The following is a 23,385-nucleotide window of genomic DNA, read 5'->3' as shown; positions in this document are numbered from 1 at the left end:
TACCGAGAGCTGCGCGTCCCGCCTCCGCTTCCGGTACCGAAAGCGGAGGAGACGGGGTCAGCGCTTCAGGTTGACCAGGTCCTGCAGGATCTCGTCGGAGCTGGTGATCACGCGGCTGTTGGCCTGGAAGCCGCGCTGGGCCACGATCAGCCCGGTGAACTCCTCGGCGAGGTCGACGTTGGACATCTCCAGCGCGCCGGAGTTGAGGACGCCGCGACCGCCCGTGCCCGCCGTGCCGACCTGCGCCACGCCGGAGTTGTCGCCGACCCGGAAGGACGAGTTGCCGGCCTTCTCCAGACCGCCCGGGTTGTTGAACGAGGCCAGCGCGAGGCGGCCCAGCGGCTGGCGCAGGCCGTTGGAGTAGACGCCCATGATCGTGCCGTCGTTGCCCAGCTGGAAGGACTGCAGCGAGCCGAGCGCGAAGCCGTCCTGCTTCGGGGCGGTGATCGTGTTCGCCCCGCCGAACTGGGTCATCGCGGACAGGTCGATCGTCACGGGGCCGCTCCAGCTCGCGTAGGCGGCCGGGGGCGTGAACTGCGGCATGGTGGTCGGGTCGGTGGGGTCCGGGGTGACGAGGACGCCGGAGGAGTCGAACTCCACGGCCTCGCCGCTGAGCAGGACCGTGCCGTCACTGTGGACGACGTCGAGGGTCCACGTGTCCGGGACCGGGGGCGTGGAGTTGTCCTTGGTGAAGTTGTAGAAGACCTTCTGCGGAACGCCCTGGCTGTCGTACATCGTGATGCCGGTCTGCACGGACTCGCCGGGCAGCGTCTCGGACGGCATGTTCCCGATGACGTTGCCGCCGGTGGTCTGCACCGGGTTGACCAGCTGGCCGTAGGGGACGGACAGGTCGTCGATCGGCCCGTTGGGGTTGACCGTGCCGTCGGGCTGGGCCATCCAGCCCCGCAGCACGGACCCGTCGGGGGTGACCAGCTTGCCGGTGCCGTCGAAGTCGAACGAGCCGGCGCGGGTGTACAGCTCCTCGGTGCCGCTCCGCGTCACGAAGAAGCCGTCGCCCTCGATCATGAAGTCCGTCGACCGGCCGGTGGACTGCGTCGCGCCCTGGGTCCAGTTGGTGGTGATCGCGGCGACCTTGACGCCGAGACCGACCTGCGCCGGGTTTGTGCCACCACGGTCGGCCGCGGGGGCGCCGCCGGCGCGGATCACCTGGGACAGCGTGTCCTGGAAGACGGTCTGAGAACCCTTGAAGCCGACGGTGTTGACGTTGGCGATGTTGTTGCCGGTGACGTCCATCTTCGTCTGGTGGGCGCGGAGGCCGGAGATGGCGGAGAACATGGAACGCAGCATGCGGAGGAGCTCCTCGGAAGTCGGGTCGCCGTCAGGCGGTGTGCCGGTCGATGTGGGTCGGGCGGTCAGGCGGAGGTGGACACCTCGGTGATCCGGCCCATCGGGACGGCGACGCCGCCGACCATGGCCGTGGCCTCGGAGCTGCCGTTACCGAGTCGGACCGCGCTGACCCTGCCGGTCGCCGTCGCCCCGGTGTCGTCGGTGTAGCTGACGGTCCGCCCGACGAGGGCGCCGGCGCTGCTGGAGCGCTGCAGGGCGAGCATCGAGGCGTTCTGTGCGGCGATCTCCTCCAGCTTCTCCACCTGGGTGAGGGTCGCCGTCTGCGCCATGAACTCGCTGCTGCTGGCCGGGTTGGACGGGTCCTGGTACTTCATCTGGGCGACGAGCAGCTTCAGGAACATGTCCTTCTGGCTGCCCTGGTCCTTGCGCTCCACGGTGGTGGCGGCGGAGTACGTCGCCACGTTCGTCGCGCTCACTGCGTCCGGCATCGGTCGCTCAGCTCCTTCTCAGACGAGCACGTCCACGCCGGACGACGTGGAACGGTTGGGGTTCGTGGACGGCCCGCTCCCACCGATATCGGCAGGGCGACCCCAGGGTCGTGACCGGTTCTCGCCGCGATCGTGCTGACCGCCGCGCTCGCCGAAGCCCTGCTGCGGGCTCGGCTGGCGGTCCAGCCACGAGCCGCCGGTGTCGCGGGCGACCTCCACGCGGGACGGATTCAGCCCGGCCGCCTCCAGCTCGCGCCGCAGCTCGGGGAGCGCGTCCATCAGCGCGGCGCGGCCGTGCTCGTGGGCGCCCCGCAGCGCGAGCTCGATCGAGCCCTTGCTCAGGGTCACCTGCACCTGGACCTCGCCCAGGGTGTCCGGCGTCAGCACGAGCGTCATCGAGTGGTCCCCGTCGGGCCCCCCGCTGAGGACGGCGACCTGGCGGGCCACCTGCGCACCGACCGGCAGGTTCGCGTCCGCCCCGGTGGCGCCGTCGGCGGCAGCGACGGCGGCCGTGGTCGCGGAGGCACCGGATGCCACCGGGGCGACGGCGGCCTGGCCGGGAGTGCCGACGGCCGGCGGCGGGCTGTCGTCGCCGCCCGGCTGGCCGGCGCCACCGGCATCGGCGGACAGCGCCTCGCCGGGGGTGCCGCCCGCAGGAGCGACGACGGCGTCAGCGCTGCTCGAGCCGGTCGGGGACGCCACCTCGCCGTCCGGAGTCACCGGTGCCGGGGTCGGGACGACGACCGGCACCTCCGTCGGGGCGGTCGTGCCCACAGCCGTCGTGGCGTCGAGGACCAGATCCACCGGCAGGGCGCTGACCGGAGCCGCAGCCGTTGCCGGCGCGCCCGGTTGCGGGTTGGTCGCCGTCGGAACGACGGCGTCGGCCTCGGCGAGGACGGCGGAGAAGGCCGCGGGCAGCCCCTCGGCGGCCGGAGCGGACGGAGCGGGGACCGTCGTCGCGACGGCCTGGGCGAGCACCGCCACGCCCGTGACCGCCGGAGCGGCTGCCGCCGCCGCGTCGCCGGGGAGGATGCCCGGAACGGTGGCGGTCGATGCGGGACCGCCCGCTGTGGCCGGGTCGATGCCCGCGACGCCCGGCAGCGGCGCGGCGGGAGCGCCCGCGTCGGGAGCGGCGTCCTGGACAGGGGCGGTGGCCAGCGAGCCCCCCATGAGCAGGGCCCACAGGGCGGGCAGTCCGCCACGAGGGGCCTCCGCGGACTTCCCGGCCGGGTCCGTCGTCTCCTCGGCGGCCGGGGCGCCTTCCTCGGGCACCGTCGCGTCGCCGTCCCGGCTCCCCGGGTCGGCGTCCGCGACGTCCCGCTGCCCCTTCTCGGCGGCCGTGCGGGTGGTCCGCGCGGTCGCCCGTTCCGCTCGAGCCTCCGCCCGGGCGGTCCGGTCGTCGGCCCGCGCACCGGCGGCCCGCGCCCGGTCCTCGATCCGCTGGTCCCTGGGCGCGGCCCGCTCGTCGGCGCGGTCGGCGCGGTCGGCGCGGTCGCCGGGGGTGCTGCGCCGCTCGACGCCCCGTTCCGACGCCCGGTTCTCGGACAGTGCGCCGTCCAGGGCGGACGCGAACGGTGCAGCGCTGTGTCCGCCCCCGTTCTCGGAGGAGCGCGGGGTAGCCGGTCGCACGCCCGGGAGGGTGGCGGTCACGGGAGCGTTCATCGGTAGGCCTCCGCCTTGGTCAGCACACTGCGGACGTAGTTCTGGGTCTCGGGATAGGGCGGGATGCCGCCGTAGCGGCTCACCGTGCCGGGGCCGGCGTTGTAGGCCGCCAGGGCGAGCTCGGTCGAGCCGAACTGCTTGGTCAGGCTGCCGAGGTACTTCGCGGCACCGTCGATCGCCGACCCCGGGTCGAGGGCGTTGACGCCGAGTCCGGCCGCCGTCGCCGGCATGAACTGCATGAGGCCCTGGGCCCCGGCAGGCGAAGCCGCGGAGGCGTTGAAGTTCGACTCCTGCTGCGCCACCGCCGCCAGGAGCGAGGCGTCGATCCCGTGGCGGCTGGCCGCGCGGGAGAACAGGTCGGCGTAGGGGACGCCGGCCAGCGCGGCGCCCGATGTGGCGGTGGCCGGCGTGGCCTGGGCGGGCAGCACGCGGCGGATGACCGTCGGGTTGCCGACGTCCTGGACCTTGACCGACTCGCCGGGCTGGGGAGCGGCGACCATCTTGCCGTTCCCGATGTAGATCCCGACGTGGTCGATGCCGGGCCGGTCCTTCGAGTGGTCGAAGAACACCAGGTCGCCGGGGCGCGCCTTGGCCAGCGACGCGACCGGCTCGCCGGCGGTGGCCTGCTGGGAGGAGACCCGGGGCAGCTCGATCCCGAGGTTGCCGTAGACCAGCTTGGTGAAGCCGGAGCAGTCCAGCCCCTTCGCCGGGTCCGTGCCACCCCAGACGTACGGGACGCCGAGGTACTTCTGTGCCTCGGCCACGACCGCGCTCTCCGACGCCGTGCCGCCGGTCGCGCCGTACGCCGAGGCGTCCGTCGTGCCGTACAGGCCGGCGGCGGAGGCCGCCGAGGTCCAGCCGGCGGAGGAGGACGGCCGTGCCCCGAAGACGAACCGGGTCTGGATCTCGCTGATCCGCGCCTGGACCTGCATCACCGCGTCCACGACGCCTCCCCGTCCGACGACGCGTCGAGGGGGTGGACCCGACCGGCGCGGCCGGTGACGAGGTCGTCGACGGCCCGCTCCTCCGCGGCGTCCTCGGCGGCCTGCTGCGCGGCATGGTGGCGTTCCTTCAGCCGCTCGAGGCCCTTGGTGCGCTGGGCGGCCTCCGTCCACGAGGCGCGGACCAGTTCCGCCTGCTCGGCCGAGGCGGTCGCGAGCGAGCGGGCGGCGGAGGCGTCGGTGGCCGCCGTCCGGAGCAGCGTCATGGCGCTGACGAACGCGCCGGGGGTCAGGGAGCGGGGGAGGACCGCTGCGGCGAGGGTGGTCTCGTAGTCGGTGGCGCGGCGGTCCGCGTCGGCCGCCGCGGTGGCGGCCTCGGCGGCGGCGGTGGCCGCGGCCCGCTCCTGGGTGCGGCGCAGCTCGAGGACCGGCTGCAGCCGGAAGGTCGCGCGCTTCATGCGCCCCTCACGATCCGCTGGAGCCACGCCCAGGACTCCTCCGGCGGGGTCGAGTCACCCATGGGCTGCTGGAGGAAGGACTCGATCGCCGGCGCCAGCTGCCGCGCCCGGTCGACCAGCGGGTCGCTGCCCGGCTGGTAGGCGCCGATCTCGATGAGCTCGCGGACGTCGCGCAGGGCGCCCATCATCCGGCGGACCTCGCGCGCGTCGGCCATCTGCTGCGGCGGCACCACGGCGGAGGCCACGCGGGAGATCGACTCGAGGACGTCGATCGCCGGGAAGTGGCCGGTGGTGGCCAGCTTCCGGGTCAGCACGATGTGCCCGTCCAGGATGGATCGTGCGGTGTCGGCGATCGGCTCGTTGTGGTCGTCGCCCTCGACGAGGACGGTGTACAGCCCGGTGATGGAGCCGGTGACGCCGGTGCCGGCCTTCTCCAGCAGCGTCGGCATCATCGCGAACACGCTCGGCGGGTAGCCGCGGGTGGCCGGCGGTTCCCCGGCCGACAGCCCGACCTCGCGCTGGGCCATGGCGGTCCGGGTGATCGAGTCCATGAGCAGGAGGACGTCGCGGCCCTGGTCGCGGAAGGCCTCGGCGATGCGGGTCGCCACGAAGGCGGCCTTGAGCCGGACCAATGGCGGCTCGTCGGAGGTCGCGACGACGACGACGGTGCGGGCCATGCCCTCGGGGCCGAGGTTCTCCTCGAGGAACTCGCGGACCTCGCGGCCGCGCTCGCCGATGAGGCCGATGACCCGGACGTCGGCGTCGGTGCCGCGCGTGATCTGGGCCAGCAGGCTGGACTTGCCGACGCCGGAGCCGGCGAAGATGCCCAGGCGCTGGCCCTTGCCGCAGGGGACGAGGGTGTCCAGCGCGCGGACGCCGAAGGTCAGCGGCTGCTCGACCCGGGCACGGGAGAGGGCGTGCGGCGTCTCGCTGGCCAGGTCGACGAAGGAGACCATGGAGCCGAGGGCGGGGCCGCCGTCCACCGGGCGGCCGAGCCCGTCGAGCACCCGGCCGAGCAGCGCCTCGCCGACCGGGACCTGCAGGGGCATGCCGGTCGCACGGACGGGCGCGCCGGCGTGCACGCCGGACAGGTTGCCCAGTGGCATGCAGGTGAGCCGGTCGCGGCCGACCGCGACGACCTCGGCGAGCAGACCCCGGTCGCCGGGGTTGACCTCCACCAGGTCGCCCACCGCGGCGGAGATGCCGTCGACGGTCAGGGTGAGGCCCATCGCGCCGGTGACGGAGCCGGTGACCTGGGGGCGGGCGGCCGCCCGGGCACGGTTCAGCAGCGGGAGGGGGATGGTCACGTGACCTCCTCGCTGGCGCTCGTCGGACACGTGACCACTGGTGCTGTGTCTTTGCGTGACCTCGCAAGCTCGGTCACGTCGCCAGCACCGCCTGGACCCGCTCGAGCGCGGCCCGCAGCTGGGCGTCGATCCGCTGGGCGCCGGCCTCGGCGACCGCTCCGGTCCGCTCGATCGAGGGGTCGCCGACGACCCGGACGGTGTCGGGGAGCGCCGCGAGGGCCTCTGCGGGGACCTCGGCGAGGTCGTCCGGGTGGACCCGGACCACGGTCGGCGCGTCGGCGGGGCAGAGGGTCAGCGCCCGGCGGATGGCGTCGAGGACGGGGGAGTCGGCCAGTTCCAGCTCTCGGCCGAGGAGGTCCTCGACCAGGGTCAGGACCGTCCCGATGATGGTCTCGCGGATCTCGTCGGCCACCGGCGTCGCGGCGTCGTCGAACCGTGTAGCCGCCGCACCGAGGGCCGCGGTCGCGGAGGCGACCCGCCGCTCCCACCGCGCCTGGACGTCGAGCAGCCGCTCCGCCGCCACCCGCTCGGCCTCGGCGACGACGGAGGCCGCGGCGGTCATGCCCTCCGCGTGGCCGGCCGCGAAGCCCTCGGCGTGCGCGTGGTGGCGCAGCCGGGTCAGCTCCTCGGCGTAGACGTCGCCCAGGCGGAAGGACGTCCCGCCGTTGACGGCGACCGGCAGGTCCGCCGCGCGCCGGATCGTCGTCCGCCGCTCGCCGGTGTGCTGCTGCTGGATCGGGCCCTGGTCGCGGTAGGGGACCGCCCGCTCCGCGCCCGAGCCGCGGAGCAGGACGCCCTCACGCGCCGTCATCGGTCCCACTCAGCGTCACGCAACGAACTCATCGTCCTGTCCACGGGTCAGCGTCAGGACGCCCGATTCCTCGAGCGTGCGGATGATCCCGACGACCTTGGCCTGGGCCTCCTCGACCGTGCGGGTGCGGACCGGGCCGAGCAGCTCGATCTCCTCGGAGAGGTTCTCGGCGGCGCGCTCGGAGAGGTTCCGGACGACCTTGTCGCGGACGTCGGGCCGGACCCCCTTGAGGGCGGTGGCCAGGTCGTTCGCCTCGACCTCGCGCAGCACCTGCTGCAGCGACCGGTCGTCGATGGTGACGATGTCCTCGAAGACGAACATCTGCGAGCGGACCTGCTCGGCGAGCTCCGGGTCGGTGTTGTCCAGCCACTCGAGGATCGAGCGCTCGGTCGGCCGCGGGGAGCGGTTGATGATCTCGACGAGGGTCTCGACGCCGCCGACGGTGGTCATGTCCTGGTGCGCGAGCAGCGAGCCCATCCGGCGGCCCAGCTCCTCCTCGACGAGGCGGACCATCTCCGGTGAGGTGCGGTCCATCATGGCGATCCGGTGGGCGACCTCGGCCTGCTGCTCGGGGGCGAACCCGGAGAGCACCTCGGCCGACTGCGCGGCGGTGAGGTGGGCGAGGACGAGCGCGATGATCTGCGCGTGCTCGTCCTTGAGGAAGGTCACGAGCTGGCGGACGTCGGCATTGCGCAGGGAGGCGAACGGCACCTCGGTGTAGACGACGTTGAGCCGCGACAGGATGTCCCCGGCCTTGTCCTCGCCCAGGCCGGCGGCGAGGATCTCGCGGGCGAAGTCGACGCCGCCCCGCCCGATGAAGTGCTGCGCGGTCATCAGGCCGTGGAACTCGTTCATGACGCCGTCGACGTCCTCGGACTCCACCGAGCCCAGGCGCATCAGCTCGCGGGTCAGCGCCTCGACCTCGCGCGGCCGGAGCTTGGACAGCAGGACGCCGGCCTCCTCCTTGCTCATCTGGGCGAGGAAGACCGCCGCCTTGCGCAGGCCCGGCATCTCCGGGCGCGGCGGGGGCGGGGCGATGGGCGCGGGCAGGTTCCCGCCCACCCCCAGGAGGGCCTCGACACTGGCGATGCTCATGCCGCCTCCTCGCTGGTCGTCGTCGGTGCGCCCGCGGTCCGGGTGCTGCGTGGTCCGGTGGTCACGACTTGTTCTCGCTCAGCCAGCCGCGGAGCATCGCCGCGACCTCGTCGGGCTTCTCGCTGACCATCGTGGAGATCTCGCCGCGGACCTTCTGGCGCTCCGCGGCCTCGAGCTCCATCTGGCGGGTGTCGATCGTCGGAGCCGCCTCGCGGGTGCTCTGGATGCGGAGCCGGTCGAGCTCGAGCAGCATGTCGTCGCTGAGCTCGAGGGGCTCGTAGTCCTCCTCGTCGTCCCGCATCCGGCGGGAGCGCAGCCACACGAGCAGGACGACGAGCGCGATGCCGGCCGCGATGCCGCCGGAGCGGATCATCGACCACATCGCCTCGCCGGCCTCCGCCTCGCGGGCGGCCTCCATCTCGGCGGCGGCGTTGTCGGCGGCGGTCGTGTCGAAGGGCAGGGACGCCACCGTGATGTCGTCGCCGCGGGCGTCGTCCAGGCCGACGGCGGTGATCATGAGATCGCGCATCTGCTGCTGGTTGAGGTTGGCGGCCACGGCGTCGTCCATGACCACGGAGACGGTGAGCCGCCGGATGTCACCGGGCGCGCCCTCGACGACCTCGGTGGTCTTGCCGACGGCGTTGTTCGAGGTCGTCGACTCCTTCTCGTAGCTGGAGTCGCCGGCGCCGGCGTTGGCCGCCGCGTCGGGCATGTTCTCCGGCCCGAGGACGCCGCCGACCGGCACCCCGGCCCCGTTGTAGTTCTCGGTGGTCGTGCTCTCCGAGATCGGGGGCGTGCCGTTGTCGTAGGTGTAGGTCTCCGACGTGGTGTCCCGCTGGGAGAGGTCGACGTCCGCGCGGACGGAGACGACCGACCGGCCCGGGCCCACGACGGAGTCGAGGATCTTCTGCGCGCTGGCCGACAGCCGGCTCTCGTAGTCCTGCTCGACCTGCGAGCGGGCATCACCGGCGGCCGCGGTCACACCGGTCCCGGCGGCCGAGAGCACCTGCCCGGTGGAGTCGGCGACCGTCACCTGGTCGGGCTCCATGTCCTGGACGCTGGAGGAGACCAGGTTGGTGACGGCCTGGATCTGCTCGCCGGAGAGGGCCGTGCCCGGCGCCAGGTCGAGCAGCACCGAGGCCGTCGGCTTGGCCTCCTCGGTCACGAAGACCTCGTCCTCGGGCAGCGCCACGTGCACGACCGCCGAACGCACGCCCTCGAGGGCCTCGAGGGTCTTCGACAGCTCGCCCTCCAGCGCCCGCTGGTAGGTCACCTGCTGCTGGAACTCGCTGGTCGTGATGCCCGCCTCGTCCAGGAGGGCGTACCCGGTGTCCTGGCCGGCCGGCAGGCCCTTGCCGCTCATGGACAGGCGCAGGTCGTAGACCGAGTCCTTCGCGACCATGATCGTCTGGCCGCCGTCGGTGAGCTCGTAGGCCACACCGGCCGCGGCGAGCTCGTCGACGATCGCCGACGCGTCCGCGGACGCCAGGTTGGAGAACAGCGGTGCCTGGGTGGGGGCGGTGACCCAGCGGAGGAAGAAGAACCCGCCGAGAAGCAGCCCGACGAGCAGCAGGCCGATGACGACCTTCTGCCCCAGGCTGATCGTGGAGAGAGTGGAACGGGCGCGCTCCACCGTCCCGGCGAGTGCCGACTTCATCAGACAGGCATCCTCATGATCTCGTTGAAGGCCTCAACGGCCTTGTTCTTGAAGGTCACGACCATCTCGGTCGCGAGGGACGCCTCGTTCCTGGCGATCATGTAGTCGTGGACGTCCTTCAGGTCGCCGGTCGCAGCCTGCGCCGCGAGCTGGTCGGACGCCGCTTGGGTGCCCTGCAGCTTGTCGAAGGTCGCGGACAGCACCGCGGAGAAGCCGTCGGCGCGCTGCGCCTGGGCGACCCCCTCGGTGGCGCCGGCGACGCCGGTGACGGCGCCCATGCCGACGGGCATGATCCCGCCGATCGGGAACGACATGATCAGCCCTTCCCGAGCTGGAGGGCAGCCTGGTACATGCTGGTGGCGCGCTCCACGACGGCGAGGTTGGCCTGGTAGCCCCGCTGGGCCATCATCAGCTGGGTCATCTGGTCCCCGAGGTCGACGTCGGGGTACTTGACGTAGCCCTCGGCGTCGGCGAGCGGGTGGTCCGGCTCGTGGACCATGCGCCCCTCGCCGGTTCCGAACTCGGTGCGCGCGACGCGAACGCCACCCCCGCCCGAGCCGTAGTCCACCGACTGGGCCACGATGAACCGCTCCTGGAACGCGTCCTCGTTCGTGCGCCGGACCGTGTTGATGTTCGAGATGTTGTCCGAGACGGCGTCGAGCCACTTGCGGTGGGTCATGAGCCCGGACCCGGAGATCCCGAGCGAATCGAAGATGGCCATCTCACTGCGTCCTGAGGGCGGTGCGCAGCGAGTTGTACTTGCCGTCCAGCGCGTTGAGGGCCAACTGGTAGCGCAGGCCCGTCTCCGACTGGATCAGCGTCTCGGCGTCGAGATTGACGTTGTTCCCGTTGGTGTTCGTCGGCTCCAGCGAGCGCACCGTCATGCCACCGTTGATCTGCGGGGTATCGCCGTTGCGCAGTGCTCCGCGCAGGGACGACTCGAAGTCGACCCGGCCGGCGAGGAAGCCGGGCGTGTTGACGTTCGCGATGTTGTCAGCGGTGACGCGCTGCCGCTGGGCCAGCCCGGACAGGCTGGCATGCAGCGCGGCGGGCGTGATCTCGCCGATCACGACACTTCTCGCCGGCAGTAGGGGCAGGACACGATCGGCCTCCGGGTACGCGGAAGGCACTCGCGAGCGAGTGCGGGGTCCGCCGATCCGTGGCGAAGTGGTGCTGTCCGTGCTCTTGCCTCATCGGCACCCGGCACTTCACGGTTGACCACATGTCGCCCGCGGGAGGGAAGCGAGTGGTCAGAAGATGTTCACGGGGCCCGTGTGACGAACGGTGTTCCGGGAGGCCTCGAGCGGCGGAAGGGGTCCACGAGTTGGCGGATTCCGTGCACGATCCCGCTCACGGGTGGCTCGCTACCGCGACATGTCACAACGACCGGGGGCGAGTGGGCCGGGCCGGGACCCTGCCGGCGCACGGCAATGAGCCCGGCCGTCACGCGCCCCGGAGAGGGCACGCGACGCCGGGCTCGGAGGACGCGGAACGCGCGGGTCTAGAGGGCGCGGTCGATGTAGGACGGCACCGGGCGCAGCGGCCCGTAGGACATCCGCGCCGCGACGTCGCGCTGGCGCTGCGACTGGGTGATGCGCTCGATCAGGGCCTCCGCGACGGCCAGCTGGTGCTGCAGCAGTCGCGCGGCGCGCTCGCGCAGGTCGGCCGGCAGGACGCCGAGGCTCGACGGGGGGAGCCACTCGTCGGCTCGACGGCCCCAGGTGGCGATCTCCTCGGCCCGGCCCTGCGCTAACGTCTCCTCGGCCGCCAGGACCTCTCCCTCGAGGTGGTCCAGGACGACCGCCCAGTTCACCGGAGCGGGCGGCCGGCTCCCGGCGCCCGCGCCGTCGAACGGACGGGGGTCGGTCATGACGGACTGCCGGCCAGCGAGGCTGCGGCCTGCCGCCACGCGTCACGCAGCGGCTCGACCACCTGACGGCAGGCGGAGATGCGGTTGGTGTCCAGCTTGATGTTGGCCTGGACCAGCTCGCTGATCAGCCAGTTGTAGAGCGCGGCCAGCCGGGGTCCGCCTTCCCAGGCGTCGACCTGCAGGCTCGACAGCAGCTCCAGCACGATGTCCTGCGCGTGCAGCAGCTGGTCGCTCGCGCTCTCCCGCTCGCCGGCCGCCGCGGCCTTCTGCGCGCGCTCCAGGTCGAGGGCCAGCCGGTCGTAGAGCATGACCAGGACCTGCTGCGGCGAGCTCGTGGCGACTGCGTCGCCGAGGTAGCGGGCGCGGAGGGAAGCGGCACTCATCGGGAGAACTCCTGGAGCTGAGAGAGGGTGTGCTGGGCCTGTGGGGGAGGCGTGGCCCGGGTCAGCCGGTCGGCAGCGAGTTGATCTGCCCGGCCAGCCACGTGGACTGGTTCTTCAGTGAGCTCAGCGCCGTCTCCATGGCGGAGAACTGGCGGTTCAGCATCTCCTTGCGCTTGGCGAGGCGGAGATCCCAGGAGTCGATGCGACCCTGGAGGTCCTTGACGAGTGAGTCCTTGCCGTTGGCGAGAGCCACGAGCGACCCGGTGGTGCTGTCCGAGGCGGCCTTGGCGACGTCGAAGAGCCGGGTCGCGACGCCGGGGACGGCGGCCACGGCCGGCGGGCCGGTAACGGCCGGCGTGCCGCCGATCATGCGCTGCGCCAGTTCGGGCGTGGCCTCCAGCGCCGCGGTGAACTTCGCCTTGTCGAAGGTGATCTTCCCGTCCTTGGTCAACTGGAAGCCGACCTTGGCGGGCGACCCGTCCGCCCCGACGGCGCTCGACACGGCCTGGAGCATCTCGCCGGCCAGGCTGCTCAGGGAGAAGTCGCCCTTCAGTGTGGCCGTGCTGCCGGGGGCGTTGGAGCTGTAGGTCTTCACGTTGGTCAGCGCGGAGTTGACCGCGTCCACGAGTGCCTGCACCTTGGTCGCGACCCCGGCGGGGTCGCTGCCCACCGTCACGGTGGCCGGCTTGGTGTCCGCCGTGGAGACGGTGACCGACAGGCCGGTGAGGAGCTCGGCGAAGGTGTTGGTGCCCGACTTCGCGATCTGACCGCCGCCGAGGTCGAGGGTCGCGTCCTTCGCGGGCGACGTCTCCAGGAAGTGCGCCCCCCCGGTGAGCGGGTCCTCGTCCGCGCCGACGATCCGCAGGGCGCCGGCCTCGCCGCCCTTGGCGCTGGTGAGCTGGAGCTTGTACCCGTCGGAGGTGCTGAGCACCGCGGCGCTCACCCCGAGGTTGGCGGTGTTGATCGCCTTCGCCGCGTCCGCGAGGCTGGTGACGGCGGGGGCGGCGGGGAGGGAGACCGTGCCGAGGGCCACGTTCTTCGCGGCGTCGTAGATCGTGATGGGCCAGTCCGGGCCGTGCAGGGTCACGTCGTCGCCGGGAGCGGTCCACGCGGCTGACGTGGCGAGGGTGTGCGTGCTGGCCAGGGCCGTCACCGTGAAGGTGACCTTGCTGCCCTTCGTGGCCGCAGCCGACGCGCTCGCGGTGACGTTCGGGTTGGAGCTGGCGGCGGTCCGCGCGCTCGTGATGCTCGTGGCGGTGAGCGATTCGGCGGCGGCGCGGACGGCGGCCATCGTGGTGTTGACGGTGCGGTAGGCCGACGCCGCCGTCTGGGTCTTGGTCAGCCGGCTCTTGAGGGCCGTCTGCGGAGCCGCCTCGGCCTGGAGCAGCTGGCTGACGAGGGAGCTGGTGTCCATACCCGAGATCAGGCCGCCGACGCTCATCGTCATGGGTTCTGCCTCCGGTACTGGGGTGGGTGGGGCCGGGTGTGAGTGAGGGGGGAGGCCCGAGGGCCTCCCCCCTCACCCGGGGTACTGCTGAGTTGCCTCAGCCGTTCCGTGACATCAGGCCGCTAGGCGGCCGGGGGTCAGCGGAGCAGCGACAGGACACCCTGCGAGGCCTGGTTGGCCTGCGCGAGCATCGCGGTACCGGCCTGGGACAGGATCTGGTTCCGGGTGAACTGGACCATCTCCTGCGCCATGTCGGCGTCGCGGATGCGGCTCTCCGACGCGGTGAGGTTCTCCACCGTGACGTTGAGGTTGTTGATGGTGTGGTCGAACCGGTTCTGCACGGCACCGAGGTTGGCGCGCGTGGTGGAGACCGTCTTGATCGCGAGGTCGATCGCGCCGATGGCGCTCTCGGCACCGCTCGAGCCGCCGGCCGCTGCGTAGGTCGTGGTCAGCGTGCCGGTCACCTCGCCGTCCGCCATGCCGACCGGCCCGTTGATGACCACGCCACCGAAGGAGTTGACCTTGGCGTTGAGACCGGTGCCGCTCAGCTTCGTGTCGAACTGCTTCTGGATGAGCGCCTGGTTCTTCTCCGCCGACACAGCCGTGGCGCCGGTGTCCCAGCCGGTCGTGTCGATGGTGTGGGTGCTGCCCTTGTAGATGACGGTGAGAGCCGTCGGCGCAGCGCCCGCGTCGAAGTCGTACGTGCCGGTGGCAGCGGTCTCCGAGGCTCCGAAGGCCGTGACATCGACGGTGTTGACGGCCAGACCGGTCGAGGACATCGAGGTGCCGACAGCGACACTGATGTTCTCGCCGGCGTTGGCGCCGACCTGGAACTTCGCGGAGAAGGTGCCGTCGAGCAGCGCCTTGCCGTTGAAGGTGGTCTTGGTGGCGATCCGGTCCAGCTCGGACTTGAGCTGGGTGATCTCCGACTGGATGTTGGTCTTGGCATCGCCGTTCAGGCCACCGTCGTTCGACGCCTGGACCGACAGGTCACGCATGCGCTGGAGGATGGAGGTGGTCTCCGTGAGTGCACCTTCAGCGGTCTGCACGACCGAGATGCCGTCCTGGGTGTTGCGGACGGCGACCTTCAGACCACCGATCTGAGAGCGGAGGCCCTCAGAGATGGCCAGACCGGCTGCGTCATCGGCAGCGCGGTTGATGCGGAAGCCGGAGGAGAGCTTCTCCAGCGACTTGCCCATCTGGCCGTCGGTGACGGACAGGTTGCGGTAAGCGTTGAGCGCCGCGATGTTGGTGTTGACGCGCAGACCCATGATGTTCCTCCTTGGAAGGGGTCTTACTGGGATTCCCGCTGCATCCGTGCTGCGGGCCGTGCTGGTGTCGCACTGCTGATTACGGCGTGGGGCGGCTGTGACTTGAGGCGAATCGAAGCTCTTTTTCGCCGGCCGTCACTCAAGCGGGTTGCGAGGTCGCTCTCCGGCCGGGTGTCGGCCAGTTCGTGCGTTGCCGGGGGACGCCGCCGGGCATGGGGGAGCGGCCGGCGACCCGGTCGACGTAGCTGCGCTGCTGGTTCCGGGCGCGGACACCACCGTCGGCCGGCACCGCCGTGCCCTCCCACACCTCGCTCATCGCGGCGTGCAGGAGCGTGAGGGCACGCGCGCGCATCTGCGAGACCCGCGAGAGGGTGACGCCGAGGTCCTCCGCGATGTCGGTCAGTGATTCGTCACCGAAGAAATTGCGCTCGACCACCTCGTCCAGACGGTCCGGCAGTGCCCGGATGGCCTCGAGCAGGTAGCGGGCCCGTTCGCCCCGGAGGACGGCGCGCTCGGGGGACTCCCCGGTGTCCGGGAGGTCCAGCGACGTCCCGTCGGCACCGGACTCGGCGTCGATGCTGATCATGACGGCGCGGTGGACGTCGACCTGGAGGCTGTCGAGGTCGCTGCGGGGGACGCCGAGGCTCGCGGCGAGCTCCTCCCGCGTCGGTGGGCGGCCGAGGGAGATCGTCAGCGCATCGGCGGCCGCGTCGGTGCGGCGGGCGGCGGCCCGCACCGAGCGGCTGGCCCAGTCGCCGGACCGGAGCTCGTCGAGCACCGCGCCCTGCAGCCGGGCGAGGGCATAGGTGGCGAACGAGGCGCCGGCCGTCGGGTCGAACCGCTTCGCCACCTCGACGAGCGCCACGTGGGCGCAGGAGAGCAGGTCCTCGCGACTGACGTGGCTGGGCAGGGAGATGCGGGCGGCGACGGCGTTGACCGCGAAGGAGGCGAGCGGGAGATGCTCGGTCACCAGCGCGTCGATCTGCTGCTGCGACCGGCCGCGCGGGGAGTGCCGGCCGGATTGCGACCGTTCGCGCGGCGTCTGCTCGGCCGCTGAGGGCTTCCGCAGGGGGCGCGCATTCACGAGGGCGCTGGCTGGGCTCACGTTCCTTCTTCTCGGCGGGCCCAGGCGCGCGTCGCACCACGCTTGCGCACATTTCCTCCCCAACTTGAGGGCCGAGTTGAGGGCTTCGGCTTGAGGCCTCGCCGCGCGGTGCCGATGGCAGCTCGACGAAGAATCTCCCCTGAGCAGGGAAGACCTGCCGGCGAGATCACGGAGCGAGACGACGGAAGGCGGTGGACACGTGGACTACCAGCACCTGTCGACGTTGCTGTGGCGGGAGCAGGAGCTCCTTGACCTGCTGCTGTTCAAGGCCGAGGAGAAGCAGTACCTGATCCTCACGGGGAAGACCCGCTGGCTGGCCCGCATCGCCCACGAGATCGAGGTGGTCCTCGACCAGCTCCGCACGCTCGAGGTGGAGCGCGCGGCAGCGACCGAGGCCCTCGCCGTCCGGCTGGGTGTCGGCGCCAACCCCTCCCTGCGTCAGCTCGCCGAGGCCGCGCCGTCCCCGTGGAACGACCTGCTCGCCAAGCACCACGAGGCGCTGCTCGTCCTGGTCACCGACCTGCGCAGCCTGTCCGACGCCAACCGTGAGCTGATCGAGGGCGGCCTGGCCGCGATCGGGGACGCACTGCTCTCCGTGCGATCCCCCTCGGCCGGCACCTACGGCGCCACCGGCCGTAACACCGATGACGGCTCGCACCGCGCCGTCACCCTGGACGGGGCGCTGTGAACGAGCGTGCGAGTTCACCGATGGACGACGGAGCCCTGCGAACGCAGCTGACGAGCGCTAGCGAGGAAAGCAAGTGAGCACCTTCTCCGGCCTCAACGCGGCGACGACCGCGCTCTGGTCGCAGCGCCGGGCACTCGACGTGACGGGGCAGAACATCGCCAACGTCAACACCGAGGGCTACTCCCGGCAGCGCGCGGACCTGCAGGCCATCGGCGGCAGCCCGGTGCCCGCCTTCTACTCGACCAGCCCCGGCATCGGGGCGGGGGTGAGCGCGGAGGGGGTCACCCGCATCCGCGACGCCTTCCTGGAGGGCCGCGGCCACACCGAGCACGCCAACATCGCCCGGCTGACCGCCGAGGCCGATGCCTATGTCCAGGTCGAGTCGGCCTTCCGCGAGCCGGGGGACACCGGCATCCAGAGCCTCATGTCCGAGATGTGGAGCGCCTGGGGCGACGTCGACAACGGTCCGCACGAGCTCGCCAGCCGCGGGCAGGTGCTGGAGACCCTGAAGACGCTGGTCGGCGGGCTCCAGTTCAGTCACGCCTCCATGGGCACACAGTGGAAGCAGACGCGCGAGAACCTGCAGGTCCTGGTCTCCGACGCGAACAAGGCCGCGGAGTCGGTGGCCCTGCTGAACGGGGCGATCCAGCGCGCGACCCAGGCGGGCACGCCGGCCAACGACCTGACCGACCAGCGTGACGTGCTGATCATGAAGCTGGCCGAACAGCTGGGCGCCGTCGTCCGTCCCGCCGACGACGGGATGCTCGACGTCGTGGTCGGCGGGATGGCGCTGGTCACGGGGAACACGGCGAGCGCACTCAAGGTCGCCGGCTCCCTGAACCCCGACACCGTCGCGGCCGACCCGCCCCGCCTCATCACGGACGCCGGTGGCTTCGGGGTCCGGACGGGCGGGACGGCGGCCGGTCAGCTGCACGCGCTGAACGTGATCATCCCGGGCTCCCGGGCGGAGCTCGACACCTTCGCGAACAACCTGGCGACGGCGCTGAACACCGCCCACGGCGACGGCTACGACCTGGACGGGAACCCGGGAGTCGACATCCTCGGGCCCTCTGCCGGGCCGCTCACCGCGGGTTCGATCAGCGTGCTCATCACCGACAAGCGCCTGGTGGCGGCCTCCGCGGTGGCCCCGTCCGGCGTCCCGCCCAAGCCCGCTCTCGACAGCGGCAACGCCGACGCCATCGGCCAGCTCCGGCTCTCGACCACCGGCCCGGACGCCAAGTACCGCGCGATGATCGTCGAGCTGGGCGTCCAGGGGGCGGTGACCGGGCGGAATCTCGGCATCCAGCAGGTGATCACGACGCAGGTCGACGCGGCCCGCGAGTCCGTGGCCGGCGTCAACATCGACGAGGAGATGACCAACATGCTGTCGTTCCAGCACGCGTACGCGGCGGCCGGCCGGCTCGTCACCGCGATCGACCAGACGCTCGACGTCCTGATCAACCGCACCGGGCTCGTGGGGCGCTGAGCTGAATGAGGATCACTCAGCGCGCCGTCGCGCTCACCAGCCTCCAGGGGCTCAACCGCAACCTCGACGCCGTCGGCAAGCTGCAGCAGCAGCTCACCTCCGGCCGGCTCATCAGTGCGCCGTCCGACTCGCCGACCGGCACCAACCGGGCGATGCAGACCCGCGGCGACCAGGCGGCCGTCGCCCAGCAGTCGCGGAACATCACCGATGCCCGCAGCTGGCTGGAGCAGACCGACTCGGCGCTGCAGACCATGCTCAACGCCACCCGGCGGGTGCGCGACCTGACGGTCCAGGGGCTGAACGAGGGCGCGCAGCCGGGCGTCGCCCAGGAGGCCCTGGCCACCGAGGTCGCGTCGCTGCGGGAGGGGCTCCTCTCGACCGCGAACCTGCAGATCCAGGGGCGGCCGCTGTTCGGGGGGATCACCTCCGGTGGGAAGGCCTACGACCCCGCCACCGGCGACTGGGCCGGTCAGGACGGCACCCCGGTGACCCGGCGGGTCTCCGACACCGAGAAGATCCGGGTGGACCTCACCGGCCCGGAGGCCTTCGGCCCGCCGGCCAAGGACCTGTTCAAGATCGTCGACAGCATCGCCAAGGACCTGGTCCTCGGCACCCCGGGGGCCCTCGACGCGCACCTGGCGGACCTCGACGCGATCATGAACCAGATGGGGGCGGCGGTCGCGGACGTCGGCACCCGCGCCTCCCGCGTCGAGACGCTCGACCAGGTCAACTTCGACCGCGGCATCGCGCTGAGCTCGCAGCTCGCCGAGACCGAGGACATCGACCTGCCGAACACGATCATGCGGCTCCAGATGCAGCAGGTGGGTTACGAGGCCGCGCTCGCGGCTACTGCCAAGGCGATCCAGCCGTCGCTCCTGGACTACCTGCGCTGATGTCCCACCGACCCGTCCCCCTGTCCCGTCGGCCGAGGAGGCTGCCCGCATGACGCCGTCCCCGACCGCGACCCTGCCCGACCGGCCGGCCGCGCCCACGGCGACGCCGGCCCCGGTACGCGCCCTCGCGCTGGCCGAGCCGCTGCCCGGTTTCCCGGGGCACCGCGCCTACGTCCTCGTGGCCGCGGACCCTTCCGGCCGTGTCTTCTGGCTCCAGTCCGTGGCGCCGGACGGCCCACGGTTCCTCGCCGTGCCGGCGGCGCCCTACTTCCCCGACTACGCGCCGGCCGTGCCCCCCGGGGCCTGCGCGGAGCTGGGCATGAGCGAGGTGGGCGAGGCGGAGCTCTACTGCCTCGTCACGGTGCCGGACGGCGACATCACCGCGGCGACCGCCAACCTCCGCGCCCCGGTGGTGGTCAACCCCGTCACGTCCCAGGCCCGACAGGTCGTCCTCGCGGACGGCAGGCATCCCATCAGGAGGCCGCTCCGCCGATAACCACTCCGGCGGCGCTGCCACACGGGCAGCCGCCGCCCGCCCGCTCGCTCGGGCACGCCACGGATGGCCATCACGAAACCCATGGAGGGGTAACCCATGCTCACGCTCACCCGCAGCGTCGGCGAGACGATCCGCATCGGTGACGACATCGAGGTCCACGTCGTCGAGGTCCGGGGCGGCACCGTCCGGCTGGGCTTCAAGGCCCCCCGGGAAGTCGCGATCCACCGGGAAGAGGTCTACCGGCAGATCGCCGAGGCCAACCTGCTGGCCGCCCAGGTGACCGCCGACAGCCTCGGCGCGCTGGCGGCGTTCGCACCGTCCGCCGCCGCGGAGGAGGCGGCCGCGCCGGAGTCGGCGCAGCCGGCGGGTGACGCTCCGACGACGCCACCCGAGGCGTGACGAGCGGCCGCACCGGCACGGGTTCCGACCGATGACGGGGCCGGCGCGGGGCTCCGCCTGACAGTGCTGACCAGTGGGGCGCGGCGCGCTTTGGCAGAGATTGCCTCGCGCGCGGGCTCCGTGTCGGCTGGCGAAGCGACACGGGCAACAAGTGCCTAAGTAAGTGCCCATACCTGCGTATGACACGGCGAGTCTTGTGCCCCTCGTTGCCGATGGATGAGGCAGATTTCCCCTCAAGCAAGTGACAGGGGGCGATCAACATGCAACGCAGTGCATCCAACGCACAGGCTGCCGTCGAACTCGGCAGCGAGCAGGAGTCCGTGGTGGTCCACGTCCAGCTCCGGCCGCGTCGTGGCGCCACCCGGAAGTGCCTCACCGCGCTCGCGGCCCTGGCCGCCGAGCACGAGGAGGTCTCCTTCGCCGTGACGGGCCTGAGCAAGGACGACCGGGTGGTCCGCGTGACCGTCGGTGTCGACCTCGGCCCGCGCACCGCCGTCGCCAAGTTCTCCCCCCAGGCGCAGGCGGCCTACGCCTTCGTCAGTGCCGTCTTCACCAGCCTGTACGACCACATGCCCGTCTACACCGCCGAGCCCAGCGGGGCGGAGCGCGCTGCGGCGGCGGTCCTCCTGGAGCAGGCCGCGAACGGCGCGAGTGCCGCCGACGTCCTCGAGGGCATCCCCGCGGACCCCGCGTCGATCCCCGCGCCCCGCGTTCCCTCGCCCGACGAGCGCATCTCGGCCTGACGGCCTCCCGACACTTCCGGGCCTCCTTCCCCGAGGCCCTCCTTCCCCGTAGTGCCCAGGAGTACCGGTGTCCGATTCCTTTTCTTCGTCGACCTCTACCGTCATCGATGACCGTCCCCGCGTCCGTCAGCCGCTCGTGTTCGGCGGCATCCCCGAGGCGGAGGGGTGGGTGCTCGCGCCCATCACCCCGCGGGACCGCGTGCACTTCCGGGTGGACCACGAACTCCCGCTGGCGGAGTTCCGGGCCGAGCTCCCGGACGGCGTCACGGTCAGCTACGACCAGGGCGACGGTCTCTACCGGGTGGACGGCGTGTGCGGTTCGGCGGCGGTGCTGGCCGACTGGGTGAAGGCCTGGGCCGCGCGGCACGGGAGCTCGACCATCGGGCTGCGGGCCGAGACCGACGTCCGGCGTCGCGCCCCGCGGGACCTGCCCGCGGACTTCCTGGGCGACCTGTGCCGGCACTACGGCCCGATCAGCCTCAAGCGGCTGCAGCGCAACATGAGCACGATCCGGCTGCACCTGCCCGACCCGGACGATCTGGGCCAGCAGGTGTACGAGTGGGTGCTCAAGGCGGTCAGCACATACGACGAGACGAAGTCGGTCCCGTTCGGCGCCTTCCTGGCGACGCAGTTGTCCAAGTGGGTGCACGACCTGGGCCGCAATGCCCACGGGCGCACCGCCGCCGACACCGAGCACAAGCAGCAGAAGGCGATCGCGGCCTTCATCGCCGAGCACCAGCGCCGGCCGAGCGAGAAGGAGCTCGCGGCCTACATGGGGCAGAGCGTGGCCACGCTGCGCCGCAACTCCCAGACCGTGGCGACCCTCAACGGGCTGCGCAACCTGCAGTCCCTCGACGGCGGCCCGGACGCGACCGAGATCCTCCTCCCGGACTCCTCGGAGGCGCCGGACGAGATCATGGGTGAGGCCGAGCAGACCCTGCTCTCCCACGCCCTCACCGCTGCCTGCGCGCCCGACCCGTCGGCGCGGCCGGACCAGCGGGCCGGCCAGCCGAACGTCCTGGGCTGGGCCACCTGGTACCTGACGACCTGGGGCGGGCAGACGAAGACGCAGCTGTCGGCCGACCTCAACACGTCGGTCCGGAACATGAACGTCTACGCCGACCGGGTCGAGCAGGCCCTCAAGACCAGGCTCGCCGAGCTGGCCGACTAGCGGCCGCAGGTTCCTCGCACGTCCCGGGCGACGACGCCCGCGTCCCGTTCCTGACGGGACCTTTCCGTGGACCAGCAGCGCTGCCGGCGTCGACCGCGGGCGTGGCCGGGGGCCCGCGTCGCGGTGTGCTCCGGCATGGTGCCGGCGCCCGGAGCTGTCCGCGTCGCTGTTCCGGGCGATCGGAGGGGCCGTGCGCCCCTTCGCGGTGTCCGCGCGGCTGGCTGGGTCGATCGACCCGACCGATGCTCGGGTCGGTCGAGACCTGTACGTCCTGCGCGGTGTGCCGGCCATCACCCGCGATGCGCGTCGGGGCCCTTCTGCCTGTCACCGGCCCGATGACCTTCAGCGGCCCGGGCGCCTGGGCGCCTCAGCGGCGCCCCGGCGCCACGCCGGTGTGCCGGGTGCGGGTGCCGGGTGCGGGTGGCTAATTCTGGCCGGACGGGTCCATCGGGGTCCCGCGCTGCCGATATCCACCTCGTGACGCCCCGCCCGTGCAGCCGCCGCTCCGCAGGAGCCGTGGCACGTGGAGCAGGGGAGCGGGCCATGTCGGTCGTCCACCTGGGTCGCCCGTGACCGCGGCTCCGGCCGGCGCGTCCGGCCCCGAGGTCCTCGTTCCGCACTGGCTCGCCGGGACCGACCGCGAGCAACTGGCGGAGGCGGTCCGCGAGGCTCTCGCCGGACGCATGGTGCACCCGCTGGCCGCGTTCCATCTCGAGGACGTCCTGACCGAGCTGCACGTGGCGGCCGCGCGGGACGCGGTCTGGCCCGCGTCGGCGGCCCGGGTGCGCCTCGCGACGGGCTGGGGTCAGGACGTGCTGCCCGTGCGGCTGAGCGCCGCGGAGCTGACGAGTGTGCTGGACCTGCCCACGTTGCCGGCCGCGCTGCGCGCCCTGCTCGGTGGGGCGGGGGCCTGATGGACAACCGGTTCGGGGGATCGTCGGCCGGCCTGCTGCAACGACTGCGCCCGGCCCGGATCGGCGTCGCCGACCTCCGCGAGGTCGCCTCCGCCGTCCTGCCCGTCCTGTCCACCCCGGGACTGCGACTGGACATGGTGCAGCGGTCCGGCTCGGCGTCGGTCGTCGTCCTCGAGGAGGACGAGCGACGCGTGCGCGTGCACCTCGACGAGCTGGCCGACGACATGACCCGCGCGGGCGTCGTCCCGACCCGCGCGGGCATCTCCGCGGCGCTGTCGTCCTGGGTGGCCCATCGCCCGGTGACCGATGCCGCCGCGGCGGCTTCCGGGATCGCCGTCCTCGACTGGCGGGATCGCGATCAGACCGCGGTCGGCTGGCGCGTCGTCGTCCGCCGGGGCGAGCTGGCGCTGCCCTGGACGCCCCTGGCCGCCTCGGGTGCGCCGGTCGTCCACCGGACCCGGTCGAGCGCGACCGGTCGGGCACACGACGTCGTCCTGGAGCTGCGGGTCGAGGGGCCGGTGGCGCTCTGGACCCACCCCGACCTACCGGTGCTGGCGACCGCCGCGCTGGTGGCTCCCGAGCGGATGCTCGACCGGATCGGGGTCGCGGGCCTGGACCTGCCGGACATGCACGTCGTGGTGACGCCGCACCGTCCGGTGGCGTGCGCGGGGCCGGGGATCGCCGCCCGGCTGGCGGGGGAGACGACCGAGGCCAGCGTGACGCTGCCCTGGCGTGCCCTCGCCGACCTCCCCTGGATCTGATCGCAGCACCCGCTTCCGGTACCGAAAGCGC

The 23,385-nt window shown here is 72.4% G+C and carries 25 protein-coding genes and 1 pseudogene; 9 read left to right on the top strand and 17 right to left on the bottom strand.

Annotated elements, in window-relative coordinates:
* Positions 1–57: 57 nt before the first annotated feature.
* The 17 genes from E4P39_RS04980 to E4P39_RS04900 all read right to left on the bottom strand — a co-directional run bounded on the left by E4P39_RS04980 (position 58) and on the right by E4P39_RS04900 (position 15,803).
* Positions 58–1,308, bottom strand: coding sequence for a flagellar hook protein FlgE (locus tag E4P39_RS04980; RefSeq protein WP_135135243.1), 1,251 nt, complete (start codon positions 1,306–1,308; stop codon positions 58–60).
* 65 nt (positions 1,309–1,373) lie between these two features.
* A complete protein-coding gene (locus E4P39_RS04975) occupies positions 1,374–1,796 on the bottom strand; it encodes a flagellar hook capping FlgD N-terminal domain-containing protein (RefSeq protein WP_135135242.1) in 423 nt (140 codons plus the stop codon).
* Between the two features lie 18 nt (positions 1,797–1,814).
* Positions 1,815–3,458, bottom strand: coding sequence for a flagellar hook-length control protein FliK (locus E4P39_RS04970; RefSeq protein ID WP_135135241.1), 1,644 nt, complete (start codon positions 3,456–3,458; stop codon positions 1,815–1,817).
* On the bottom strand, positions 3,455–4,402 hold the full coding sequence (locus E4P39_RS04965; protein WP_135135240.1) for a transglycosylase SLT domain-containing protein: 948 nt from the start codon (positions 4,400–4,402) through the stop codon (positions 3,455–3,457). Before E4P39_RS04965 ends, E4P39_RS04970 begins: the two co-directional genes overlap by 4 nt.
* The gene (locus E4P39_RS04960; RefSeq protein WP_135135239.1) at positions 4,390–4,857 is read right to left on the bottom strand and encodes a flagellar FliJ family protein; all 468 of its coding nucleotides are present in this window, start codon (positions 4,855–4,857) and stop codon (positions 4,390–4,392) included. Before E4P39_RS04960 ends, E4P39_RS04965 begins: the two co-directional genes overlap by 13 nt.
* Positions 4,854–6,164: a FliI/YscN family ATPase gene (locus E4P39_RS04955; protein WP_135135238.1), complete on the bottom strand. Its 1,311-nt coding sequence runs from the start codon at positions 6,162–6,164 to the stop codon at positions 4,854–4,856. The genes E4P39_RS04960 and E4P39_RS04955 overlap by 4 nt, the downstream gene beginning before the upstream one ends.
* A 73-nt stretch (positions 6,165–6,237) precedes the next feature.
* The gene (locus tag E4P39_RS04950) at positions 6,238–6,975 is read right to left on the bottom strand and encodes a FliH/SctL family protein (protein WP_135135237.1); all 738 of its coding nucleotides are present in this window, start codon (positions 6,973–6,975) and stop codon (positions 6,238–6,240) included.
* 15 nt (positions 6,976–6,990) lie between these two features.
* Positions 6,991–8,070: a flagellar motor switch protein FliG gene (fliG, locus tag E4P39_RS04945; RefSeq protein WP_135135236.1), complete on the bottom strand. Its 1,080-nt coding sequence runs from the start codon at positions 8,068–8,070 to the stop codon at positions 6,991–6,993.
* Positions 8,071–8,131: 61 nt separating this feature from the next.
* Complete coding sequence (fliF, locus tag E4P39_RS04940; protein ID WP_135135235.1) at positions 8,132–9,727, bottom strand: flagellar basal-body MS-ring/collar protein FliF; 1,596 nt, start codon at positions 9,725–9,727, stop codon at positions 8,132–8,134.
* Positions 9,727–10,041 carry a flagellar hook-basal body complex protein FliE gene (gene fliE, locus E4P39_RS04935; protein ID WP_135135234.1) on the bottom strand — a complete coding sequence of 105 codons (315 nt, stop codon included), beginning with the start codon at positions 10,039–10,041 and terminating at the stop codon, positions 9,727–9,729. The genes fliF and fliE overlap by 1 nt, the downstream gene beginning before the upstream one ends.
* A gap of 2 nt (positions 10,042–10,043) precedes the next feature.
* Positions 10,044–10,448, bottom strand: a complete 405-nt coding sequence (gene flgC, locus E4P39_RS04930) for a flagellar basal body rod protein FlgC (RefSeq protein WP_135135233.1) — start codon at positions 10,446–10,448, stop codon at positions 10,044–10,046.
* Position 10,449: 1 nt separating this feature from the next.
* The gene (flgB, locus tag E4P39_RS04925) at positions 10,450–10,797 is read right to left on the bottom strand and encodes a flagellar basal body rod protein FlgB (protein ID WP_135135232.1); all 348 of its coding nucleotides are present in this window, start codon (positions 10,795–10,797) and stop codon (positions 10,450–10,452) included.
* 431 nt (positions 10,798–11,228) lie between these two features.
* Positions 11,229–11,597, bottom strand: coding sequence for a hypothetical protein (locus tag E4P39_RS04920; protein WP_135135231.1), 369 nt, complete (start codon positions 11,595–11,597; stop codon positions 11,229–11,231).
* Complete coding sequence (gene fliS, locus E4P39_RS04915; protein WP_135135230.1) at positions 11,594–11,980, bottom strand: flagellar export chaperone FliS; 387 nt, start codon at positions 11,978–11,980, stop codon at positions 11,594–11,596. Before fliS ends, E4P39_RS04920 begins: the two co-directional genes overlap by 4 nt.
* Positions 11,981–12,041: 61 nt before the next feature.
* Positions 12,042–13,427 (bottom strand): flagellar filament capping protein FliD, encoded by a 1,386-nt coding sequence (fliD, locus tag E4P39_RS04910; protein WP_135135229.1) that lies wholly within the window; start codon positions 13,425–13,427, stop codon positions 12,042–12,044.
* Positions 13,428–13,564: 137 nt separating this feature from the next.
* Entirely contained in the window at positions 13,565–14,698 is a 1,134-nt protein-coding gene (locus tag E4P39_RS23150) for a flagellin (RefSeq protein WP_135135228.1), read from the bottom strand.
* A 139-nt stretch (positions 14,699–14,837) separates the two neighbouring features.
* A complete protein-coding gene (locus E4P39_RS04900) occupies positions 14,838–15,803 on the bottom strand; it encodes a sigma-70 family RNA polymerase sigma factor (protein WP_245159640.1) in 966 nt (321 codons plus the stop codon).
* Between the two features lie 199 nt (positions 15,804–16,002).
* On the opposite strand from E4P39_RS04900, the gene E4P39_RS04895 reads away from it, so the two are divergent.
* The 9 genes and pseudogenes from E4P39_RS04895 to E4P39_RS04855 all read left to right on the top strand — a co-directional run bounded on the left by E4P39_RS04895 (position 16,003) and on the right by E4P39_RS04855 (position 23,354).
* Positions 16,003–16,491 carry a flagellar protein FlgN gene (locus E4P39_RS04895; RefSeq protein WP_135135227.1) on the top strand — a complete coding sequence of 163 codons (489 nt, stop codon included), beginning with the start codon at positions 16,003–16,005 and terminating at the stop codon, positions 16,489–16,491.
* Between the two features lie 73 nt (positions 16,492–16,564).
* Entirely contained in the window at positions 16,565–17,977 is a 1,413-nt protein-coding gene (gene flgK, locus E4P39_RS04890) for a flagellar hook-associated protein FlgK (RefSeq protein WP_135135226.1), read from the top strand.
* A gap of 5 nt (positions 17,978–17,982) precedes the next feature.
* On the top strand, positions 17,983–18,870 hold the full coding sequence (locus E4P39_RS04885; protein WP_135135225.1) for a flagellar hook protein: 888 nt from the start codon (positions 17,983–17,985) through the stop codon (positions 18,868–18,870).
* Positions 18,871–18,919: 49 nt separating this feature from the next.
* Entirely contained in the window at positions 18,920–19,366 is a 447-nt protein-coding gene (locus E4P39_RS04880; protein ID WP_135135224.1) for a flagellar assembly protein FliW, read from the top strand.
* Between the two features lie 96 nt (positions 19,367–19,462).
* A pseudogene (gene csrA, locus E4P39_RS23305) lies at positions 19,463–19,636 on the top strand (carbon storage regulator CsrA); the annotation flags it as partial.
* A 389-nt stretch (positions 19,637–20,025) separates the two neighbouring features.
* Positions 20,026–20,508: a hypothetical protein gene (locus tag E4P39_RS04870; protein WP_135135223.1), complete on the top strand. Its 483-nt coding sequence runs from the start codon at positions 20,026–20,028 to the stop codon at positions 20,506–20,508.
* Between the two features lie 67 nt (positions 20,509–20,575).
* Positions 20,576–21,679: a flagellar biosynthesis protein FliA gene (locus E4P39_RS04865; protein ID WP_135135222.1), complete on the top strand. Its 1,104-nt coding sequence runs from the start codon at positions 20,576–20,578 to the stop codon at positions 21,677–21,679.
* Positions 21,680–22,248: 569 nt separating this feature from the next.
* Positions 22,249–22,593 carry a hypothetical protein gene (locus E4P39_RS04860; protein ID WP_135135221.1) on the top strand — a complete coding sequence of 115 codons (345 nt, stop codon included), beginning with the start codon at positions 22,249–22,251 and terminating at the stop codon, positions 22,591–22,593.
* Positions 22,593–23,354: a hypothetical protein gene (locus tag E4P39_RS04855; RefSeq protein ID WP_135135220.1), complete on the top strand. Its 762-nt coding sequence runs from the start codon at positions 22,593–22,595 to the stop codon at positions 23,352–23,354. The genes E4P39_RS04860 and E4P39_RS04855 overlap by 1 nt, the downstream gene beginning before the upstream one ends.
* Positions 23,355–23,385: the final 31 nt, after the last annotated feature.

Origin of the sequence: Blastococcus sp. CT_GayMR19 (genome assembly GCF_004570385.1) — a bacterium.
In the GTDB taxonomy this organism is placed as follows: Bacteria; Actinomycetota; Actinomycetes; order Mycobacteriales; family Geodermatophilaceae; genus Blastococcus_B.
Note: the sequence above shows the minus strand (reverse complement) of the source record. Positions and strands in the feature narration are given on the sequence as shown.